The sequence below is a fragment of the Corynebacterium sp. LK10 genome, from assembly GCF_008042455.1.
Lineage (GTDB): Bacteria > Actinomycetota > Actinomycetes > Mycobacteriales > Mycobacteriaceae > Corynebacterium > Corynebacterium jeikeium_D.
In genome coordinates, this window is sequence record NZ_NOVT01000016.1 from 38,711 (window position 1) to 54,506 (window position 15,796).

14 protein-coding genes are annotated in these 15,796 nt (G+C 56.7%); 9 read left to right on the forward strand and 5 right to left on the reverse strand.

Translation table 11 applies throughout. The features are described from left to right. Positions 1–324 precede the first annotated feature (324 nt). From CHU70_RS05250 to CHU70_RS05265, 4 genes are all read left to right on the forward strand, one after another. On the forward strand, positions 325–1,935 hold the full coding sequence (locus CHU70_RS05250; protein WP_070546306.1) for a SpaH/EbpB family LPXTG-anchored major pilin: 1,611 nt from the start codon (positions 325–327) through the stop codon (positions 1,933–1,935). Between the two features lie 237 nt (positions 1,936–2,172). Next, the gene (locus CHU70_RS05255; protein ID WP_222865504.1) at positions 2,173–3,186 is read left to right on the forward strand and encodes a class C sortase; all 1,014 of its coding nucleotides are present in this window, start codon (positions 2,173–2,175) and stop codon (positions 3,184–3,186) included. Further along, entirely contained in the window at positions 3,179–4,090 is a 912-nt protein-coding gene (locus CHU70_RS05260; protein ID WP_070546308.1) for a SpaA isopeptide-forming pilin-related protein, read from the forward strand. Before CHU70_RS05255 ends, CHU70_RS05260 begins: the two co-directional genes overlap by 8 nt. Then, positions 4,090–7,317, forward strand: a complete 3,228-nt coding sequence (locus CHU70_RS05265; RefSeq protein WP_147719232.1) for an LPXTG cell wall anchor domain-containing protein — start codon at positions 4,090–4,092, stop codon at positions 7,315–7,317. Before CHU70_RS05260 ends, CHU70_RS05265 begins: the two co-directional genes overlap by 1 nt. 107 nt (positions 7,318–7,424) lie before the next feature. Here CHU70_RS05265 and CHU70_RS05270 read toward each other — a convergent pair whose 3' ends face one another. Next, a complete protein-coding gene (locus CHU70_RS05270) occupies positions 7,425–8,057 on the reverse strand; it encodes a trypsin-like serine protease (protein ID WP_080969619.1) in 633 nt (210 codons plus the stop codon). An 812-nt stretch (positions 8,058–8,869) separates the two neighbouring features. On the opposite strand from CHU70_RS05270, the gene CHU70_RS05275 reads away from it, so the two are divergent. From CHU70_RS05275 to CHU70_RS05295, 5 genes are all read left to right on the forward strand, one after another. Then, the gene (locus CHU70_RS05275) at positions 8,870–9,397 is read left to right on the forward strand and encodes an Asp23/Gls24 family envelope stress response protein (RefSeq protein WP_016421902.1); all 528 of its coding nucleotides are present in this window, start codon (positions 8,870–8,872) and stop codon (positions 9,395–9,397) included. Between the two features lie 65 nt (positions 9,398–9,462). After that, a complete protein-coding gene (locus CHU70_RS05280) occupies positions 9,463–9,660 on the forward strand; it encodes a hypothetical protein (protein WP_016421903.1) in 198 nt (65 codons plus the stop codon). Then, positions 9,657–10,745, forward strand: coding sequence for an Asp23/Gls24 family envelope stress response protein (locus CHU70_RS05285; protein WP_016421904.1), 1,089 nt, complete (start codon positions 9,657–9,659; stop codon positions 10,743–10,745). Before CHU70_RS05280 ends, CHU70_RS05285 begins: the two co-directional genes overlap by 4 nt. Beyond that, positions 10,732–11,187, forward strand: coding sequence for a hypothetical protein (locus tag CHU70_RS05290; RefSeq protein WP_049192916.1), 456 nt, complete (start codon positions 10,732–10,734; stop codon positions 11,185–11,187). Before CHU70_RS05285 ends, CHU70_RS05290 begins: the two co-directional genes overlap by 14 nt. Continuing rightward, positions 11,184–11,735 (forward strand): hypothetical protein, encoded by a 552-nt coding sequence (locus CHU70_RS05295; protein ID WP_049192917.1) that lies wholly within the window; start codon positions 11,184–11,186, stop codon positions 11,733–11,735. The genes CHU70_RS05290 and CHU70_RS05295 overlap by 4 nt, the downstream gene beginning before the upstream one ends. Positions 11,736–11,794: 59 nt before the next feature. Here CHU70_RS05295 and CHU70_RS05300 read toward each other — a convergent pair whose 3' ends face one another. From CHU70_RS05300 to CHU70_RS05315, 4 genes are all read right to left on the reverse strand, one after another. Next, entirely contained in the window at positions 11,795–12,373 is a 579-nt protein-coding gene (locus tag CHU70_RS05300; RefSeq protein ID WP_147719231.1) for an RNA polymerase sigma factor, read from the reverse strand. Between the two features lie 109 nt (positions 12,374–12,482). Beyond that, positions 12,483–13,916 carry an ABC transporter permease gene (locus tag CHU70_RS05305; RefSeq protein ID WP_147719230.1) on the reverse strand — a complete coding sequence of 478 codons (1,434 nt, stop codon included), beginning with the start codon at positions 13,914–13,916 and terminating at the stop codon, positions 12,483–12,485. After that, positions 13,903–14,640 carry an ABC transporter ATP-binding protein gene (locus tag CHU70_RS05310; RefSeq protein WP_005511665.1) on the reverse strand — a complete coding sequence of 246 codons (738 nt, stop codon included), beginning with the start codon at positions 14,638–14,640 and terminating at the stop codon, positions 13,903–13,905. Before CHU70_RS05310 ends, CHU70_RS05305 begins: the two co-directional genes overlap by 14 nt. Before the next feature lie 9 nt (positions 14,641–14,649). Then, on the reverse strand, positions 14,650–15,747 hold the full coding sequence (locus CHU70_RS05315; protein ID WP_070546313.1) for a hypothetical protein: 1,098 nt from the start codon (positions 15,745–15,747) through the stop codon (positions 14,650–14,652). Positions 15,748–15,796 lie beyond the last annotated feature (49 nt).

Here is a 15,796-nt window from a genome sequence, read left to right on the forward strand (position 1 = left end):
AATGCGAAGGGTTTTCATGCCTAGGTGTCGCGGCCCGTTCTCCTTGGGGGTATCGGCCAGATGCTTAAGCGGTTAAGTTATTTATAAGCGGTTCACTGAGCGCTGTTAACCGAGCAAGCAATGAGCTTGAGCTGCAATGTTTATACATTCAAACATTAAAGTTCATAACGCTTAGGCTTAAAAGGTTAGACAGACTGGTCTTTTTCTTAAGGAAAATCTCAGTTTTGGCAAGTCGGGGAACGTTGGTGTCGCCGTCTGGAGTGAATCGCGAGACGTATTGAAGCGTGTCGCTTCATTTTGGACTTCTGTAAAGGACCTGTTTTCGTGAATAAGTTCTCCCGTACCGCCCGCTCGGTAACTTTCGCTGCCATCGTCGGTCTGTCGATGGGTGTCTCCGCCCCGGCTGCAATCGCTCAGGACACTTCCATCAACCAGGCTGCCGGGGACTCCCCACTGGTGAATAAGAACGCCAAGGGCTCGCTCACCATTCACAAGTTCGGTAACCCGACCAGCGAAGGCCAGCCGTCTGGTACCGAAGCTGATGTCGAGGACGTTAAGGCCAACGGTGGTAAGGTGCTTGAGGGTGTCGGCTTTACCGTCTACAAGATCAACAAGACTGCAGATGGCGCTACCCCCATCGATGTCACCACCAACGAGGGTCTGCTGGCTGCTTCGAAGCTGAAGGCTGAAGACTTCTCCCAGGGCGCACAGCTGAAGGACGGCCTCCCGGCTGGAGTCCTCACCGAGGTCGCATCCGGTAAGACCGGCCCAGACGGCAAGTGGGTCGTTTCCCAGAATCTTGACCTCGGTGCTTACCTGGTTGTTGAGACCGGTCCGAAGGAAGGTTACGACCCGGCTGTTCCGTTCATCGCTTTCGTTCCGATGACCGCGGATAACGGTGGGGATAACCAGGGCACTAGCTGGAACTACGATGTCCACGCGTTCCCGAAGAACTACAAGGACGAAGAGCCGACCAAGACCGTCAAGGACAAGGACCAGAACGCTGGTGATAAGAACCTTGTCTACACCGTCACAGGTACTGCTCGCCAGCTGAAGCCGAACACGGAGCGCACCCAGTTCCAGATCACTGACCAGATTGACCCGAAGCTGGAAATCACCGACGTGAAGGTGACGGTCGCTGGCCAGGAGATCCAGCCGACGCAGGATGTTGATGGGAAGTTCTTCGAGGGCAACAAGGTCGACGTCGCCCTGAAGCCAGAAGTTGCAAATACTCTCAAGGCCGGTGACAAGGTCGTCGTTACCATCACCACCAAGCTGAAGCCTGAGTTCGCGAAGGATACCGATATCGCGCCGAACAAGGCTCTGGTCTTCCAGAACAACCCGGATGGTACCGAAAACTCCACTCCGAAGGAGACTCCGGAGGTCAAGACCTACTGGGGTGGCCTGCAGTTCAAGAAGGTCGATGGCAACCGCAAGGGTCTGGAAGGCGCCGAGTTCCAGATTGTCCGCCAGGAGGCTGGCAAGCAGTGCTCCGAAATTGACACCACCAAGAAGGATTCCTGGACTCCGGTAAACGGTCAGCAGGGCGGCGAAATTAAGACCACCTTCGTCTCTGGCCAGGACGGTATCGTCAAGATTACCGGTCTTCACGTCAACGACTTCGAAGACAATGCTGAGGTTGCCGCTGATGACCAGTCCCACTACTGCCTGATTGAGACCAAGGCTCCGAAGGGCAAGGAGCTGCTGCCGGAGGCACTCGAGTTCAAGCTGGTTGCTACCTCGACTGACCCGGAGCGCGTCTACAAGCTGGCTTCCGTCCAGGTCGGCGCTAACCCGGGTGAGGTCGTTAACTCCGACGACACTACCCCGAACCTGCCGATGACCGGTGGTGCCGGTATTGGCATCCTGGCTGCTATCGGTGCAGCTATCGTCGCAGCTGGTGCATGGTTCGCCCGCCGCGGTTCCAAGAACTAAACCCGAGTAAAGGCTCGGTCACTGGAGCTCTTTAGCTCCAGTGTTGCGGGAATAGCGTGCGTTCAACAGCGCACGCCATTCCTGTAGTTTGCGCATCACTGAAATTACTGTTGCGGCCTTTCGATGTGCTCTTTTTCAACAGCAGGCATTCCCATGCCGGTGAGAAAGAGAAAGGCCACATCCCTTTTTGATTGACTTCTTGGGAGTTCCTCCGTGGGTAAACACTCTGCGTCGACTCTGACGCGGGACGCATCAGCTGAGCAGCCTAATCAGCCTGAGCAGGCGAAAAAGAACAGCATGGTTCTCCCCGCAATTCTGGTGATTGTGGGTTTACTTGTGATGCTGTACCCGGTTGTCTCCACGGCATTGAATAACTACGGCACCTCTAAGGCGGCCAAAGAGTTCGCCAAGCTGGAGAAGTCCGTACCCCAAGAAGTTAAAGATGAACAGTGGGAGCGTGCTCATTCTTACAATGAGCGCCACACCACCGGCCCGATTCTGGACCCGTGGCTTAACGAAATTAATGACCACAACCCTGAGTACGCCGCTTATCTCGATCAGCTAAACGCTACCGACGTGATGGCGCGTCTAATCTTCCCAGAGATTAAGGCCGACCTGCCGATCTACCACGGCACCAGTGATGAGGTGCTCGCCAAGGGGCTCGGACACCTATACGGATCCGATCTTCCAGTCGGCGGTGTTGGAACCCACTCCATCATTACCGGTCACACCGGACTTACTAACGTAACGCTCTTCGATAACCTGCGGAAAGCAAAAGAGGGAGACGCCTTCTATATCCAGGTCGCAGGCCACAAGCTGAAGTACGAAATTGATCAAATCAAGGTTGTACTTCCGCATGAGACCGATGATCTTCGTCCCGTTGACGGCCAGGACTACATCACCCTCATCACTTGCACCCCTTACGGAATCAACACGCATCGTCTGCTAGTGCGTGGGCACCAAGTGCCGATGGATCCGTCGGAAAGCAATGTCTTCGACCAAACGCACGGAGCTGGATGGCAGTGGTGGATGTACGCCCTGCTCGTAGCGGTGTTTGTGCTTGGCACAGGCTTTGCGTGGTGGCTCTGGCGCCAACGCCTCGACGCCGACGAAGAGCTTGACGACGACGCCGAGAACGCGGACGTCGAGACTGCTGATGGCGACGCAGACAGCGATGAACTCGCTGACGGCAGCGAATCAGCGTCCGAGGATAATAACAACACTTCGTGGTGGGAAAACGACAATGAATAAATATTTGACATCCACCTGGAACCGGATAGCTGCGTTCTTAGCTGCCTGCGCTCTGGTTGCAGTGATGGGTGCAATCGGCGCGAATGACGCCAACGCGGCCAGGATTGTTGGACGCGTGGACGCTCCGGGCGTTTCAGCAACAAGCGGCACTGACATTGTGCGAATTACCTTGAGCCCAGGAAACCCGGACGATGATAATTCGACGGCGTCGGGCTCTATTTCTGGCGTGACCATTCATCTGCATCGTCTTAAGGGAATTTCGCCGTCAAGCCAGCAGGACCGCGAGAAGGTGGAAAATGCCACCGCAGCTGAGCTTGCCGAGTGGCCAAAAGACCTCCACTTCAGCCAGGTCACTGACGAAAACGGCTCTGTTAAATTCAGTGACCTGCCGGAGGGTATTTACCTTGTGACCTCGACGGCTCCGAACGACAGTTATCGGGAGATCAACCCCTTCTTGGTATCGGTGCCTTTCTATGGCGCGGACTATGACTCCACTCCTGTAGAGGGAGTCATTGTGGCGAAGTCGCACAAGCCGGGGGAGACACCACCACCGTCGACGCCTCCGGCCACTCCGCCGAAGACCCCTCCGACAACACCACCTGGAACTCCGCCGACTACGCCGGGCACATCGACCCCGCCGAAGACTCCTCCGACCACTCCGGGTGAACCGGGAACCTCGACGACCACTTCGACTACCTCCACGCCACCTGATGAGCCTGGTACCTCGACGCCTTCGGGCTCGTCGGGTTCATCCTCAAGCTCGGGAAGTAGCGGAGGATCCGGCTCCTTGGCGCTCACCGGTGTGCAGGTAGCAGGCCTGGTAGCTGCCGCTGCAGCACTAATCGGCGGAGGATTCGTCATTATCGCCGCTAGCAAGAAGAACTCAGAAAGTGGGAAGAACTAATGTTTTCGACAACATTCCGCTTGCCGGATTCAATGCGAACTACGCTTCGCATGTTCTTGGCCGCTTTGCTAGCGGTAGCTCTCGTTGTCAGCGGTCAGGCGTTTGCGCCCAATGCGCCACAGGCACAGGCGCAGACGGAGGTTATTCCGACGTCTCCGCCGAAGCATGAGTTTAACAAGATTAAGGTGCAGCCCAATCCGGGCGATGCAAAATTTGAGTTCACTATTGATAGCGACGCGACGATTGACAGTCTTCAGTTCAATGTTGGTGGATCAGAGTGGCTTAAGGGATATGAGCTAAGTATTAATGGCAGGACGATTCCGTCTCAGTTCGCCCCAAATATAGGGTCTGGTGCATCGAAAAAGGCACCGTTTGAAATTGTGCACAGCGGATTGAATCAAACGGTGAAAGCGGGCGATAAGATTAACTTAGTATTGAACTACAACAGTTCGACAGCAACTGGCAGCGTATCCGTCACCCTTCGCGGTACTCCCGACGGCTCTACTGAGCCCACCGGCCCAAGTGAGCCAACTGACCCGACGGAGCCTACCCAGCCGACAGAGCCAACTGAGCCCACCGAGCCCACCGAGCCGGAGAATCCGGAGCCAGAACCAGGAACGGTAACTCCTGCGGATCCGACCCTTGTTGATCCCGCGACTGCACCGGAGTGCGTGGAGAAGGCGTACATCAATATCCCGGACACCAAGGGTGTTGATTACTACCTCAACGCAGAGAAGAAGCCGGCTGGCCGGCACGTCTACGAGCAGAACAAGCCGGGTACAGTCAAGGTCACTGCAATGGCACAGTCGGGGTTTAAGCTTGCTCCGAACGCGCGTACCGAGTGGACTTTCAATCTAAGTGGTGAAGTTAAAGACTGCTCAAATTCTTCTGAAGATCCCAAGCCACCGGCTGTCGAAGGGCGTCACTTTGATGCCATCGGCCACGAGTTTGCAGTTAAAGCTGACCCAGTAGATCCGAAGAAGCCTAATGCCTTTACGGCTAAGGTGACTGAGGAATCTCACATGAAGTACGCAACCGTGCGTATCGAGACTGACGCGACCTTCTTGGATCCGCAGAAGTACAACCTCACTCTGGACCAGATTGAGCCAGGCGTAACTCTGCAGAAACGCAACGTCAATATTGGCAACGGCTTCATCACCATGGACGTTGTTCCGGTAAAGGATGGTAAGCCGGTTGACTCTGCCCTTGTACCGAAGGATGCGGTATTCACTTTCACTAATAATCTTTCGCAGAACAAGAATTTGAAGGTCACCCTCGATGTGTATGGAGAGAAAAAGGACGAGCCAAAACCACCGGAGATTATCTCGCCACCAGATGGAGCCAAATGGGTGCATGGGCGAGTCCCTAACCCGCCGATGCCACAGCGTTGTGGTCTGCGTATTGCTGTAGTAGCAGACCTTTCGACATCGCTCCGTTACGCAGATACTGATGGTTTCGAAGCATCTAAAAAGGCCGCGAATGCATTTATCGATTCCCTGCAGGGCACTCCAGCCGAGCTCGGCATCTATAACTTCGCAAGTGACGGTCCGGCTAATCAGGCTGGAACGACACACGGTCAGAACCCACCATATATTTCAATGCTGTCGGAGCAGGGCGTCCAGCGAGCAAAGGACGTAGTTAAGAACTGGAGCTATAACGCAAATAACAGTGCTACGAACTGGGAAGCGGGCCTGAAGCAGGTCAAGGATAACGACTACGACGTGGTGTACTTCATCACTGATGGTATGCCCACGACCTCCTCGACAATCAAGAGCAAGGGCATCGGTGGTGAATTCGTTCAGGCTAGTGCTCTCAACGACGCAATCAAAGCATCCAACGAACTCAAAGCTGCCGGTACCCGTGTTGTGCCGCTCATGGTCGACCTGACTCTTGGCGGGCGAAGCAGCCAACGCCCCGTTGTAACGAATGATCTGGTGCTCAAAGACGCCAAGCGCATTGGCTGGCAAGCAGATCCGGGACAAGCCCCAGGCCTCTACTACAAAATTCGAAGTGATCACCCGAAGGCTTCGCACGCCAATTACATCGGCACCGACATCTTGGTGAACCTGAAAATGGCGTACGACGCGGCCGGCAGCCAGACCCTGCAGGTGTATGAGCGTCTACCCAATGGGAGGCAAGAGACGGTCACTCTCAATCAATCGAGGTGGACCTACGGTACGCGTGATGTCAAGACCATGGGCGAGGATATCTCGGGCACTGATGACACGGTGAGGGTGTCTAACTACAGCAAGCTTGCCGAACAGATGAAAACAATCGCCCAAGACGTAACCACACGATGCAACGGTGTAGTGAAGGTCAAGAAGAGGATTGTCGATGAAAACGGCAAGGTTCTCGAAGACGGTGCCCCTGGTTGGGAGTTCACACTGTCCGCAAATAACAATGTCATCGGTTCTGGTAATGGCCCGCTGGTTCATCAGTCGATGAAGGTAACCTCCGGTTCTGAATCCGACAAGGGTACTGCATCGTGGAACATTGAAAGCGAGCGTGAGCAGTCGCTGGTTCTGACTGAAACACAGAAGCAGGGCTTCACTTTGTTCCGCCGTGGTGACACCTTGGATTCCACCGGTGACTTCAACGCCGTATGTACTCAAACCCGCGACGGGAAAACCTCACCTCTCAAGGTGGAAAATGTGGGCGAGTTCGGTTTCCGCGTAAAGATGTCGGAATCCAATAAGGTCCTGTCTTCCGTCTCCTGTGTCGTCGATAACTACGAAGCGCCGGACACCAAGCCGGGCAAGCTGACCTTGGAAAAGGCGGAGTACGTCGATGGTGAGGGAGTCAAGATTCTACCGGGACTTGGTGGTGCAACCTTCGATATCTACCCCTCGGCTGGTGGGCAGCCGGATTACAGTGGAGGACCGGTCTACACCATCACGCCTGCTCAGAAGTCAATTGAAATCACTGAAACTGGCACTTTCTACCTTGTAGAAACGATGGCACCGGCAGGACTTAGCCTGCTGCCAGAGCCAGTAGCTTTTGAAATCTCAATTGACCAGGAGACCAAGGAGTACACCGTCTCAGTGGTAGGTGGCAGCAGCCCGCTTATCAAGGCCGAAGGCTCCGGCGAACTCATGATCATGCAGGTGACCGACACCAAGACCGGTAAGCTGCCAAAGACCGGCGGAAACGGAGTTCTTCTCTGGACACTGTTTGGTGCGGTAGTCGCAAGCTGCGGTTGGTTCTGGACTCGCCGCCAGCAGTCCTAATAACAAGAATGGGTTCTGTGCAGTCGCCTGCACAGAACCCATTGGGCAGCACAAAGAACAAGACTCGCGTCCCACCCATCAGGAAGCCCTACGCAAACAAAGCCCTTTTACCAGGGTGAGTTAGCGGTGATATAGGAACCAAGCTGCTGCCCGTTCCCATCGATGATGTTCCAGGTAGTCGATACAACGCCGACAGCGCCTTTTTCCGGAACCCATACAGGGCCACCGGAATCGCCTCGTTGAGCGTGTACGTTCTGAACCTGTAGAGCGTTGTCCTCGATTTGGTATGCCTCGCGATCAGCGGCTAAACCGCAGGAAACTCTCCCCGTAGTGTTTCCGTATATGCAGACTGTCTCGCCAGTTTGAACATCTGTGGGGGATAGAGTCGAATCGCCTGAATACGAATTCTCACCGGCAGTAGCGGGGTCATCAAGCGAGACAACTCCAATGTCGTTTCCTGTATCTAGTGAATGGTCATAGGTGGGAGACGGTTGGAATACTCCAATTTTCTGAAAGGTCCCATCCGTCACTGTGTCTCCGTCTTGTCCACAATGACCTGCAGTGTAGATTTGCGAATTGGTTTTGTCGACATAGCCGGCTGTACAGACACTAGCCTGTGGTCCATTAGCGTGAACGATGACAACTGGATCGCCTTGGTTGATGGTGGCCGCGTAGGCCGGTAGTCCGGTTGTAGCGGTGATAACGGCAGTGACAGTGAAAATCCATGAAGGTCTATTCATGGGGAAATCTGCTCCTCAGTGAGTTGGTCGGTGGCGGCCCAAAAACTGGTTGTGGCGTTTTCAGGTCGCGCATTGAAAAGCATTTCCTCAGGCTGTGGTTCCTAGAGGGCGAATACGAACGCGCAAAGTAAGCGTCCAATCATCCCAAAGATGCGTAAAAACAAAGCTAATCTCGTCGAAAAAGATGGAACGTATGCGTGTCGGGCAGTTCATATACCCGTTTCGTATCGCGAATATAAGGAAATATATAAACCTATCAGTTAAGACAGAACCTACGCTCAAGTGATCAATCATGTGCGGTAGCGTTCTAAAAATGGGGTAGAAGAAAGGCCAACGCCCATTGGGGAGTGGGGCTAAACAGCTGCAGAGTTGCCGCTGGCGCTGTCGCCGTCGTCAAGCGCGGCAACCAAATCGCGGTGCGCACGAGTTTCGATCGTGGTCGGCATTAACACACCGCTTAAACGTGGAATCTCGCTGTAAGTTGCCACTCGTTATACAAAGTTGTCGAATTTGTTAGCAAACGGCTGGCACGTGGGGTTCGTTCGTGATGTCAGAACGGGAAATGAGAGGTCATATCCTGCCGCCAAGCAGGGATAATCTAGAAATTACAGCGCTCTCCGTGATGGCGGGGAAGAAAAGCACATCAAGTCTGTAATCCAGTTTTCTAAAAGACTTTCATAACGAAATCCCTGCTGGAGGGGCTCTCTCGCAGTCATGTACTCCTAGCCGCACTGCAGATTGCCTGTGGCGGCTATAGCATCGGCATTGTCCAGACATTTCGTCTACAACACTGAGAACAGGAACGGCACATCATGGCTGACAATGCAAAGAACACTGCTAAGAACACCCCGGCAACTCAGGCTGGCTCGGACTCCGCGAATAAGGGAACCGGCCACGGCCACACTTCTATCGACGACAGCGTCGTCTCCAAGATTGCCGGTATCGCTACCCGCGAGGTCTCCGGTGTCTATGACCTTGGCGGCGGCATGGATCGCTTCGCTGGCTCCGTCCGTGAGTTTGTTTCCGGCGGCAGCGCCAACGTATCCCAGGGAATTGCTGTTGAGGTCGGCGAGCGCCAGGCTGCAGTCGACGTCACCATCATTGCCGAGTACGGCGTTGCCATCCATGAACTGGCTGAGGCTATCCGTCAGAACGTCATTAGCTCCGTTGAGCGTATGACCGGCCTCGAGGTCACTGAAGTCAATGTCGATGTTTCCGATGTTCACACCGACTACCAGACCCCGCAGGAGCGCGAAGAAGAGGCCGCTAAGCAGCGCGAAGAGCAGCGCAAGGCCATCGCGGCTGCTAACGAGCCCAAGGAACAGCCACGCGTCCAGTAGTTGACAACTATTGCGCGTCGGAGCAGGGCAGGATGGGTAGTTAGGCCCGTATAAAGGGGAATTTCATGTTCGATAATTACACAAAGACCTTCGCGACGATTGCCGTTGTCCTGTGCTTCGCCGCAATGATTGGTGGTTTCACGGGTTTTCTTGCGGTTATTGCCTTCGGAGTTCTGGCCGGTGCAGCCGGTGCGGTACTCGATGGCAAAATCGATGCGCCCGAACTCAACCGTAAGTTCAACCGAGGAGGCCGCCGACGGTGACTATCCACGTTCCAGCAACGCGTGGCACCACCGTCGTAAGCGAAAAGGCAATCCGCCGCATCGTAGAGATGGCCGTGCGCGCGGTTCCCGGCACCCTCGACCAATCCCGTGTGCTAGGGCGCGACTATCCAATTGTCTCTATCGATAGTGCGATTGCCCCTAGTTCTGCCACGACCAATGCCGTTAGTGCAGTTCGAGTCGCAGTTCGCGCCGTTGCATCATGGCCGGCGCCGACAGCGGAAATTGCGGTGCGCATTCGTTCAAGCGTCGCCGCCTGGCTCGCTGATATGGCCGGTCTTGAAAATGTCACCGTCGATGTTGACATCGACAGCGTCGAACCCGGGCACGTGCGTGTCACCCGACAGGACTTAGCGTACTTTTCAGATCACCCGCAGTTGACACCTGTCCGGGTGAACCAGCAGGTAGTAACCGCACCGCAGGTGCGGCGGGTCCCAGAAGTGCGGTCTATCGCCGTGCCGACGCCGCAGCCAGTGCGCAGTATTTCAGTACCGCAGCCACAGTCAGTGCGTAGCATTCAGCCGGTGACACCGCAGCTGGTACGCAGCGTTACTCCGCCGCGTCCAGAACGAGTACGCAGTGTCCCAGCACCTGCTCCACAACCGATGCGCTTTGTCATGCAGCCGAAGCCGCAACCAGCTGTGGCTATTAAGGCACCAAAGCCGCAACCGGCCCGTCGCGTTGTTGCGCCACCGCCGTTACCAGTGACTCGCACCTCGGCGCCGAAGCCGGTACAGGTGCGTCGCACACCAACTCCACGGCCAATACAGCTGCGAAAAGTCGCAGCACCAAAGCCGAAGTCCTTGGTGCAGGTGAGTGTCCCCCGGCAACCAAAGCTGCGTCCGGTACGAGTGCCGTCGCCACGCACAATTAACGTTAAGACGCCACGACCAGCACTACTACGGCCGGTTAAAGTGCCGCGTCCAACCCGGTTGAAACAGGTTCGCGCACCACGACAGGAGCAGCTGCGCCCGGTATCCGTGCCACAACCACGTACCGTGGTGGTAAGCACGCCAGAGCCGCGCCCACTGAAAAAGATTGAGGTGACACCCTATGACGCCGACTGAGAGGTCATCGGCCGCGGTGGTCTCGGACGAGTCAGTCGAAACTCGCCAGGGACGTGACCCGCGTCAATCACCAAAGGTCCGCGGGCTGGGAGTTTTCGCCGGTCTGTTGATGATTGCAGCGGCCATTGTCGCAGGTAGAGAAGCAATCATTAGCGCCAATAGCTCAGGTGACACCTCATGGTTACAACCGGTATTCGACTGGTTCAGCAACCCACAGGGCTCAGCCGCGTCATGGGTGTTGCTCCTCGTCGGAATCCTCGCTGCAATCTATGGGCTGGGACAGCTCATCGCGGTGTTTCTTCCCGCCCCGCGCCGGTATGTACGCGTCGATGACGATGGCAACCTGCCAGTGTGGATGCATAAGTCTGACTACCAAGAAATCCAGAATGGCACGGCACTTGCTTCCGGAACTCACGGCGGATACGAAGGTGATGACAAGTGAAAACATCAGTAAGCGTATTCGACCGAATTGTGTTGTTCCTCTTCTCAGCGCTGTTACTACTGGTAGCAACATGGGCGATTGCTAGCTACCTCGATGTCGCTCCTGCACAGTGGCTTCATGACACCGGGCGGATGGAATCCTGGGGAAAACTACCTGAGCAAAGCTGGTATGTTCCCGTCCTCGGTGTAATCACAGCGATTCTAGCGGTGGTCGGCTGCAGCCTGGTGGTCGCTAATCTGCGATCGCACCGGTTCAGCACGGTCGCCGCATCGGAATCACAGGAAAAGTTAGGAGAGATTTCGCTGCCGGTCGCCGATGTTGCCGATGCGGTGTGCACCGATCTAGAGCGCAACGCCCACATCAACCAGGCGGATTCACGGGTCTACCGGGATAATGGAATACCCACCTTGGAAGTGACTGTGGCAATGCCACCGCAGGCGAGCCTCCCCGCCGTTGTAGCTGCCCTGAAAAACGCGGAGCGTGAAATGCGTGATGCCCTCGGCCATGCGGATATCGCCTCGACCTACAAAATCGAACTGGACCGTTAGTCAGCTTCGAGAGGCCACAACCTACAACGGCTGGCTACGTCCCCTGGCCGGAGCGGGGGCTAAACAGCTGCAGAGTCGCCGATGGCACTGTCGCCGTCGTCAAGCGCAGCAACCAAATCGCGGCGCGCACGGGCGACACGGGAACGAATAGTGCCCACACGACAACCTGCGATTTCCGCGGCCTCCGCGTAGGAGTAACCCAGCACCTGCGTCAGAATGAGTGCCTCGCGGCGTTCCTCCGGCAGCTGCTCCAGCAGCACGCGAGCGTCAGCGAGCTCTGACCACGACTCGCCGGTCGTAAACTGCTCGGCAGCATTTTCCACTTCCACCGCAGACTTCTTCGGACGCGCCGAATCACGACGGACCGAATCCACCCACACGCGCCGGGCCAGCGACAACAGCCAAGTGCGGGCAGAAGAACGCGCCGCAAAGCGGGGAAGCGCCCCCATGACACGCAGATACGTCTCCTGCGTTAAATCATCCGCAGCATCAACGCCACCCAGATGTGCGAGCAGACGCCACACGTCCTTCTGCGTCAGCCGCACAAACTCCGTCAGCGCAGCCTGATCACCGCGACCGGCTTTCAGCGCCAGCTGCGTGATGTATTCGTCATTAGAGACGAGGCGTGCGGGAGTCATGGCAATAGCTTAGCAACTTAAAACCTAAAGATAATTCGCCTGGCTGCACGTGGCCTCACCTGCAAAAAGCAGGCAGCAACGCAGCCAGGCGAACTAGGGGGCTGAAGTGTTAGAAGCGGATGGCGTCGATGGGCTTGACGCGGACTGCGATGGTGGCCGGGATAATACCCGCCAGCGCGCCCACGAACGTCGCGACCAACACGCCGATTACAGCGGCCGTGACGGGGTAGGCCACGGCGCCCGTCTCCAGCGGCAACGCCAGCATCTTATCCAGCGGCAGCTGCTTGACCGTGATGATCGATGCAATCACGCCAACCACGCCCGCCACCGTCGTGGCGACAATCGACTCCAAGAACACAGAGATAAAAATCCGTCCTGCCGACGCGCCCATTGCGCGACGAATACCAATCTCACGGACACGGTGGCCGATGGTGACAATCGAGACCGTGAGCAGGCCCAACGCGCCAAGCGCGATCACGATGCCACCGATAATGCCCAGCGCCGTAGTGATGGTGTTATTCATCTCCTGGGAAATCTCCGTGTCCTTCTCCGACAGGGAGGTATTCACCTTCCAGCTGGGGCCGAGCTCCGCCTGGAAAATGTTGTGCAGCGCCTTCTGGTTCTCCTTCGCGGACTCCTCAGGCGTTGCGACGAGAAGTTGCGGCTCACCCACCGGACCCTCGTAGCCGGCATTGAGGAAGGAATCGTAGTGCGTGACAATGCTCGGGGCGTCCCACGATCCGAGGGACTTATACACTCCCACCACGGTGAAAGTGGTGTTGCCGGTTTCCTTCAAGGTGAAGGTTGGGTGGTCGGCTAGCGCTGGGTTTCCCAGGCTCTCGTAGAACTGGTCGTTGACCACCACGGGGTTCATCAAGCGCTGGCCATCGGCATCTTCAAGGCGACGTCCCTGCACGATGGTGCGGGCGTAGATATCGAACCAGCCCGGGTCAGCGGCGATCAGCTCGGGGGTGCCTGGCGAAAAACACTCGTAATCATCCGGTGCGCAGTCATCCATATTGTGCTCAGGTGTGGCTGGCTGCATGCGAACACGCGACCACAAGTTGGCATGGGTGGTCTCTACCAGGCGATGCGTGGCAGTGGAAAAAGCGTCGTTGATGGACCCGTCCGGATTGATGACGCTCAAATCGTCCGGTCCGTTTCCGCCGATGCCTCCACCGCCGAAGTCGCCGAAGCTATCGGCCATCGTGCCGGCGCTGCTGTCACTGCTGAAGCCGCCGTCGCCGAAGTTACTGCCTTCCTCAGAACCGGAACTACCCGCTCCGGCAGTCAACGTGACCGTGCCGGCGATGCCCGTGCTCTGTGCGGTTACCGCATCCTGGGAACTGGTGAGAATATTGCCAAGCGCAATGACTGTGGTCATCGCCCACACTGCGGCGGCCACACTGACCAGCGACAGCATGATGCGGCCACGGTTAATGCGCAGCTCATGCCACGCTTCCAGCAGAGCGCCGAGATAAGGCGTTGCTGCATAGAGGAAGGAAGGCCGTGACTTCGATTCTGTTTCTTTATTCGTCGTCATCAGCAACCTCCTCGAAGCCGTGCATAGCGTTGGCGGCAGATAGCAGGACGGAGTCGGCGTGCAACTGACCGTCGCGAAGCTCAAGTGCCCGATCGCCGCGCTCGGCGACCTCTAAATCGTGCGTAATCACAATCAGCGCAGCATTGTTTTCCGTGGCGACTTCTTCGAGCAGATCCATGACGATCTTGCCGGTGTCGACATCGAGCGCACCAGTGGGCTCATCGGCAAGAATGAGCTGCGGTTGGCGCACGAGCGCACGGGCAATCGCCACACGCTGCTGTTCACCACCGGAAAGCTGCGAGGGCGTGGCCTCTAGACGATCGCCCAGACCGACGCGCTCCAGCATCGCGGCGGCGAGTTCGGTGCGATTCCAGAACTTCTCGCCCCGGTCGTACATCAGCGGAACCTCAACGTTTTCCAGCGTGGTGCGGGAAGGGAAGAGGTTGAACTGCTGGAAGACGAATCCCAAATTATCGCCCCGGAGCGCAGCGCGTTTCCTGTCTGACAAGGTGGAAATATCGGTGCCGTTGAACGTGTACGTGCCAGAATCCGGCAAATCGAGCATGCCAATGATGTTCAGCAGCGTTGACTTACCCGAACCGGACTGGCCGACAATGCTGAGGTGCTCACCACGTGGCACTTCGAGGTCGATGCCTTTCAAAATAGGCAGCTCCTCGCCGTTGGGCAGCGTCACTGTTCGAGTGACTGCGGTCAAACTAAGCATGGCGCGGGCCTACTTTTCAGAGCCAGCGTCATCGCCGGACTCATCGAAGCCAGTGTCACTGCCATCACCAGCGCCGGTGCCAGTGCCGTCGCCGGCGGACTCATCCTTGTAGGACGGCACGTACTCCAAAACCTGCTGGCCTTCCTTCAGGCCGCGCTTGATCTCAATGAAAGTGCCATCGTTGGCGCCGAGCTCAACCTTGATTTTGGTGGGCTTGCCGCCATCCTTAGCCGGAGCGTAGACGACACCTTCGCGGAAGCGTCCCTCCACCGCGGTCACCGGCAGTGCCGGGACCTCCGAGGTGGTGCCGCTGCCAAGAATCAGCGTGGCAGGAACACCTTCGTAGACGGTCTGATCTGCGGGAATGTCACAGCGCAGCTGTGGGCCGCCCGAGGAATTTCCAGCAGCGGCGGCGCCCATGCCAGCACCATCTCCGGCGCCAGTGTTCTGCGAGCCCGCGCTACTTCCAGTGACAGTCTTCACCGAATCACACAAAAACGGTGCCGGGCCATCGTTGATGGCGAGGCGGCCATTGTTAATCGAGTCTCCCAGCGTGTACAGCTGGCTCGGCTTAATAGGTGCTACGGCGTGGAAGCTGTTCGGAGAAATCGTGCCAATCTCCTGGCCGATCTCAACCGTCTGGCCAATGACGATATCCCACTGCACAGTGCCAGAAGCCTTAGCGGTGATGTTTCCCCAGGTCACGGTAGTTTCGGGTGCGGCGGCTGCGGCGCCTTCTTCATCGGAATCCGCGCCGCCGGAGGTGCTGGCAGTCTCAGATACCGAGGTCTTCTTCACCTGAAGCAGGTTCTGCCCCTCTACGGCGTTGCCGCCGCTGTTGACATAGGCGTCAGTGATTTCACCGGAAGCGTTGGCGCGGATCACGGTGGGCTCATCCGGGACGATGGTGGCAGACAGCTTCTGCGTGTTATTGATCCGCTGAGGGGATAGCTCCGTGGTGGGCTGGGAGAAATCACCGGTTGCTTGCGCATAGTCCTCGTCGTTAGCGGGGAAGAATGCGATCTTGAGAAGCGCAACGGTCGCCAGCAACGCCAGCGTGTACTTGAAGACTGTGAGCGCTTTTGCGCCCCTCCCTTGTTTTTTCATGTCTGCAGAAGTATCCGATCAGAATCCAAATTGACAGCGTGGTACGCGT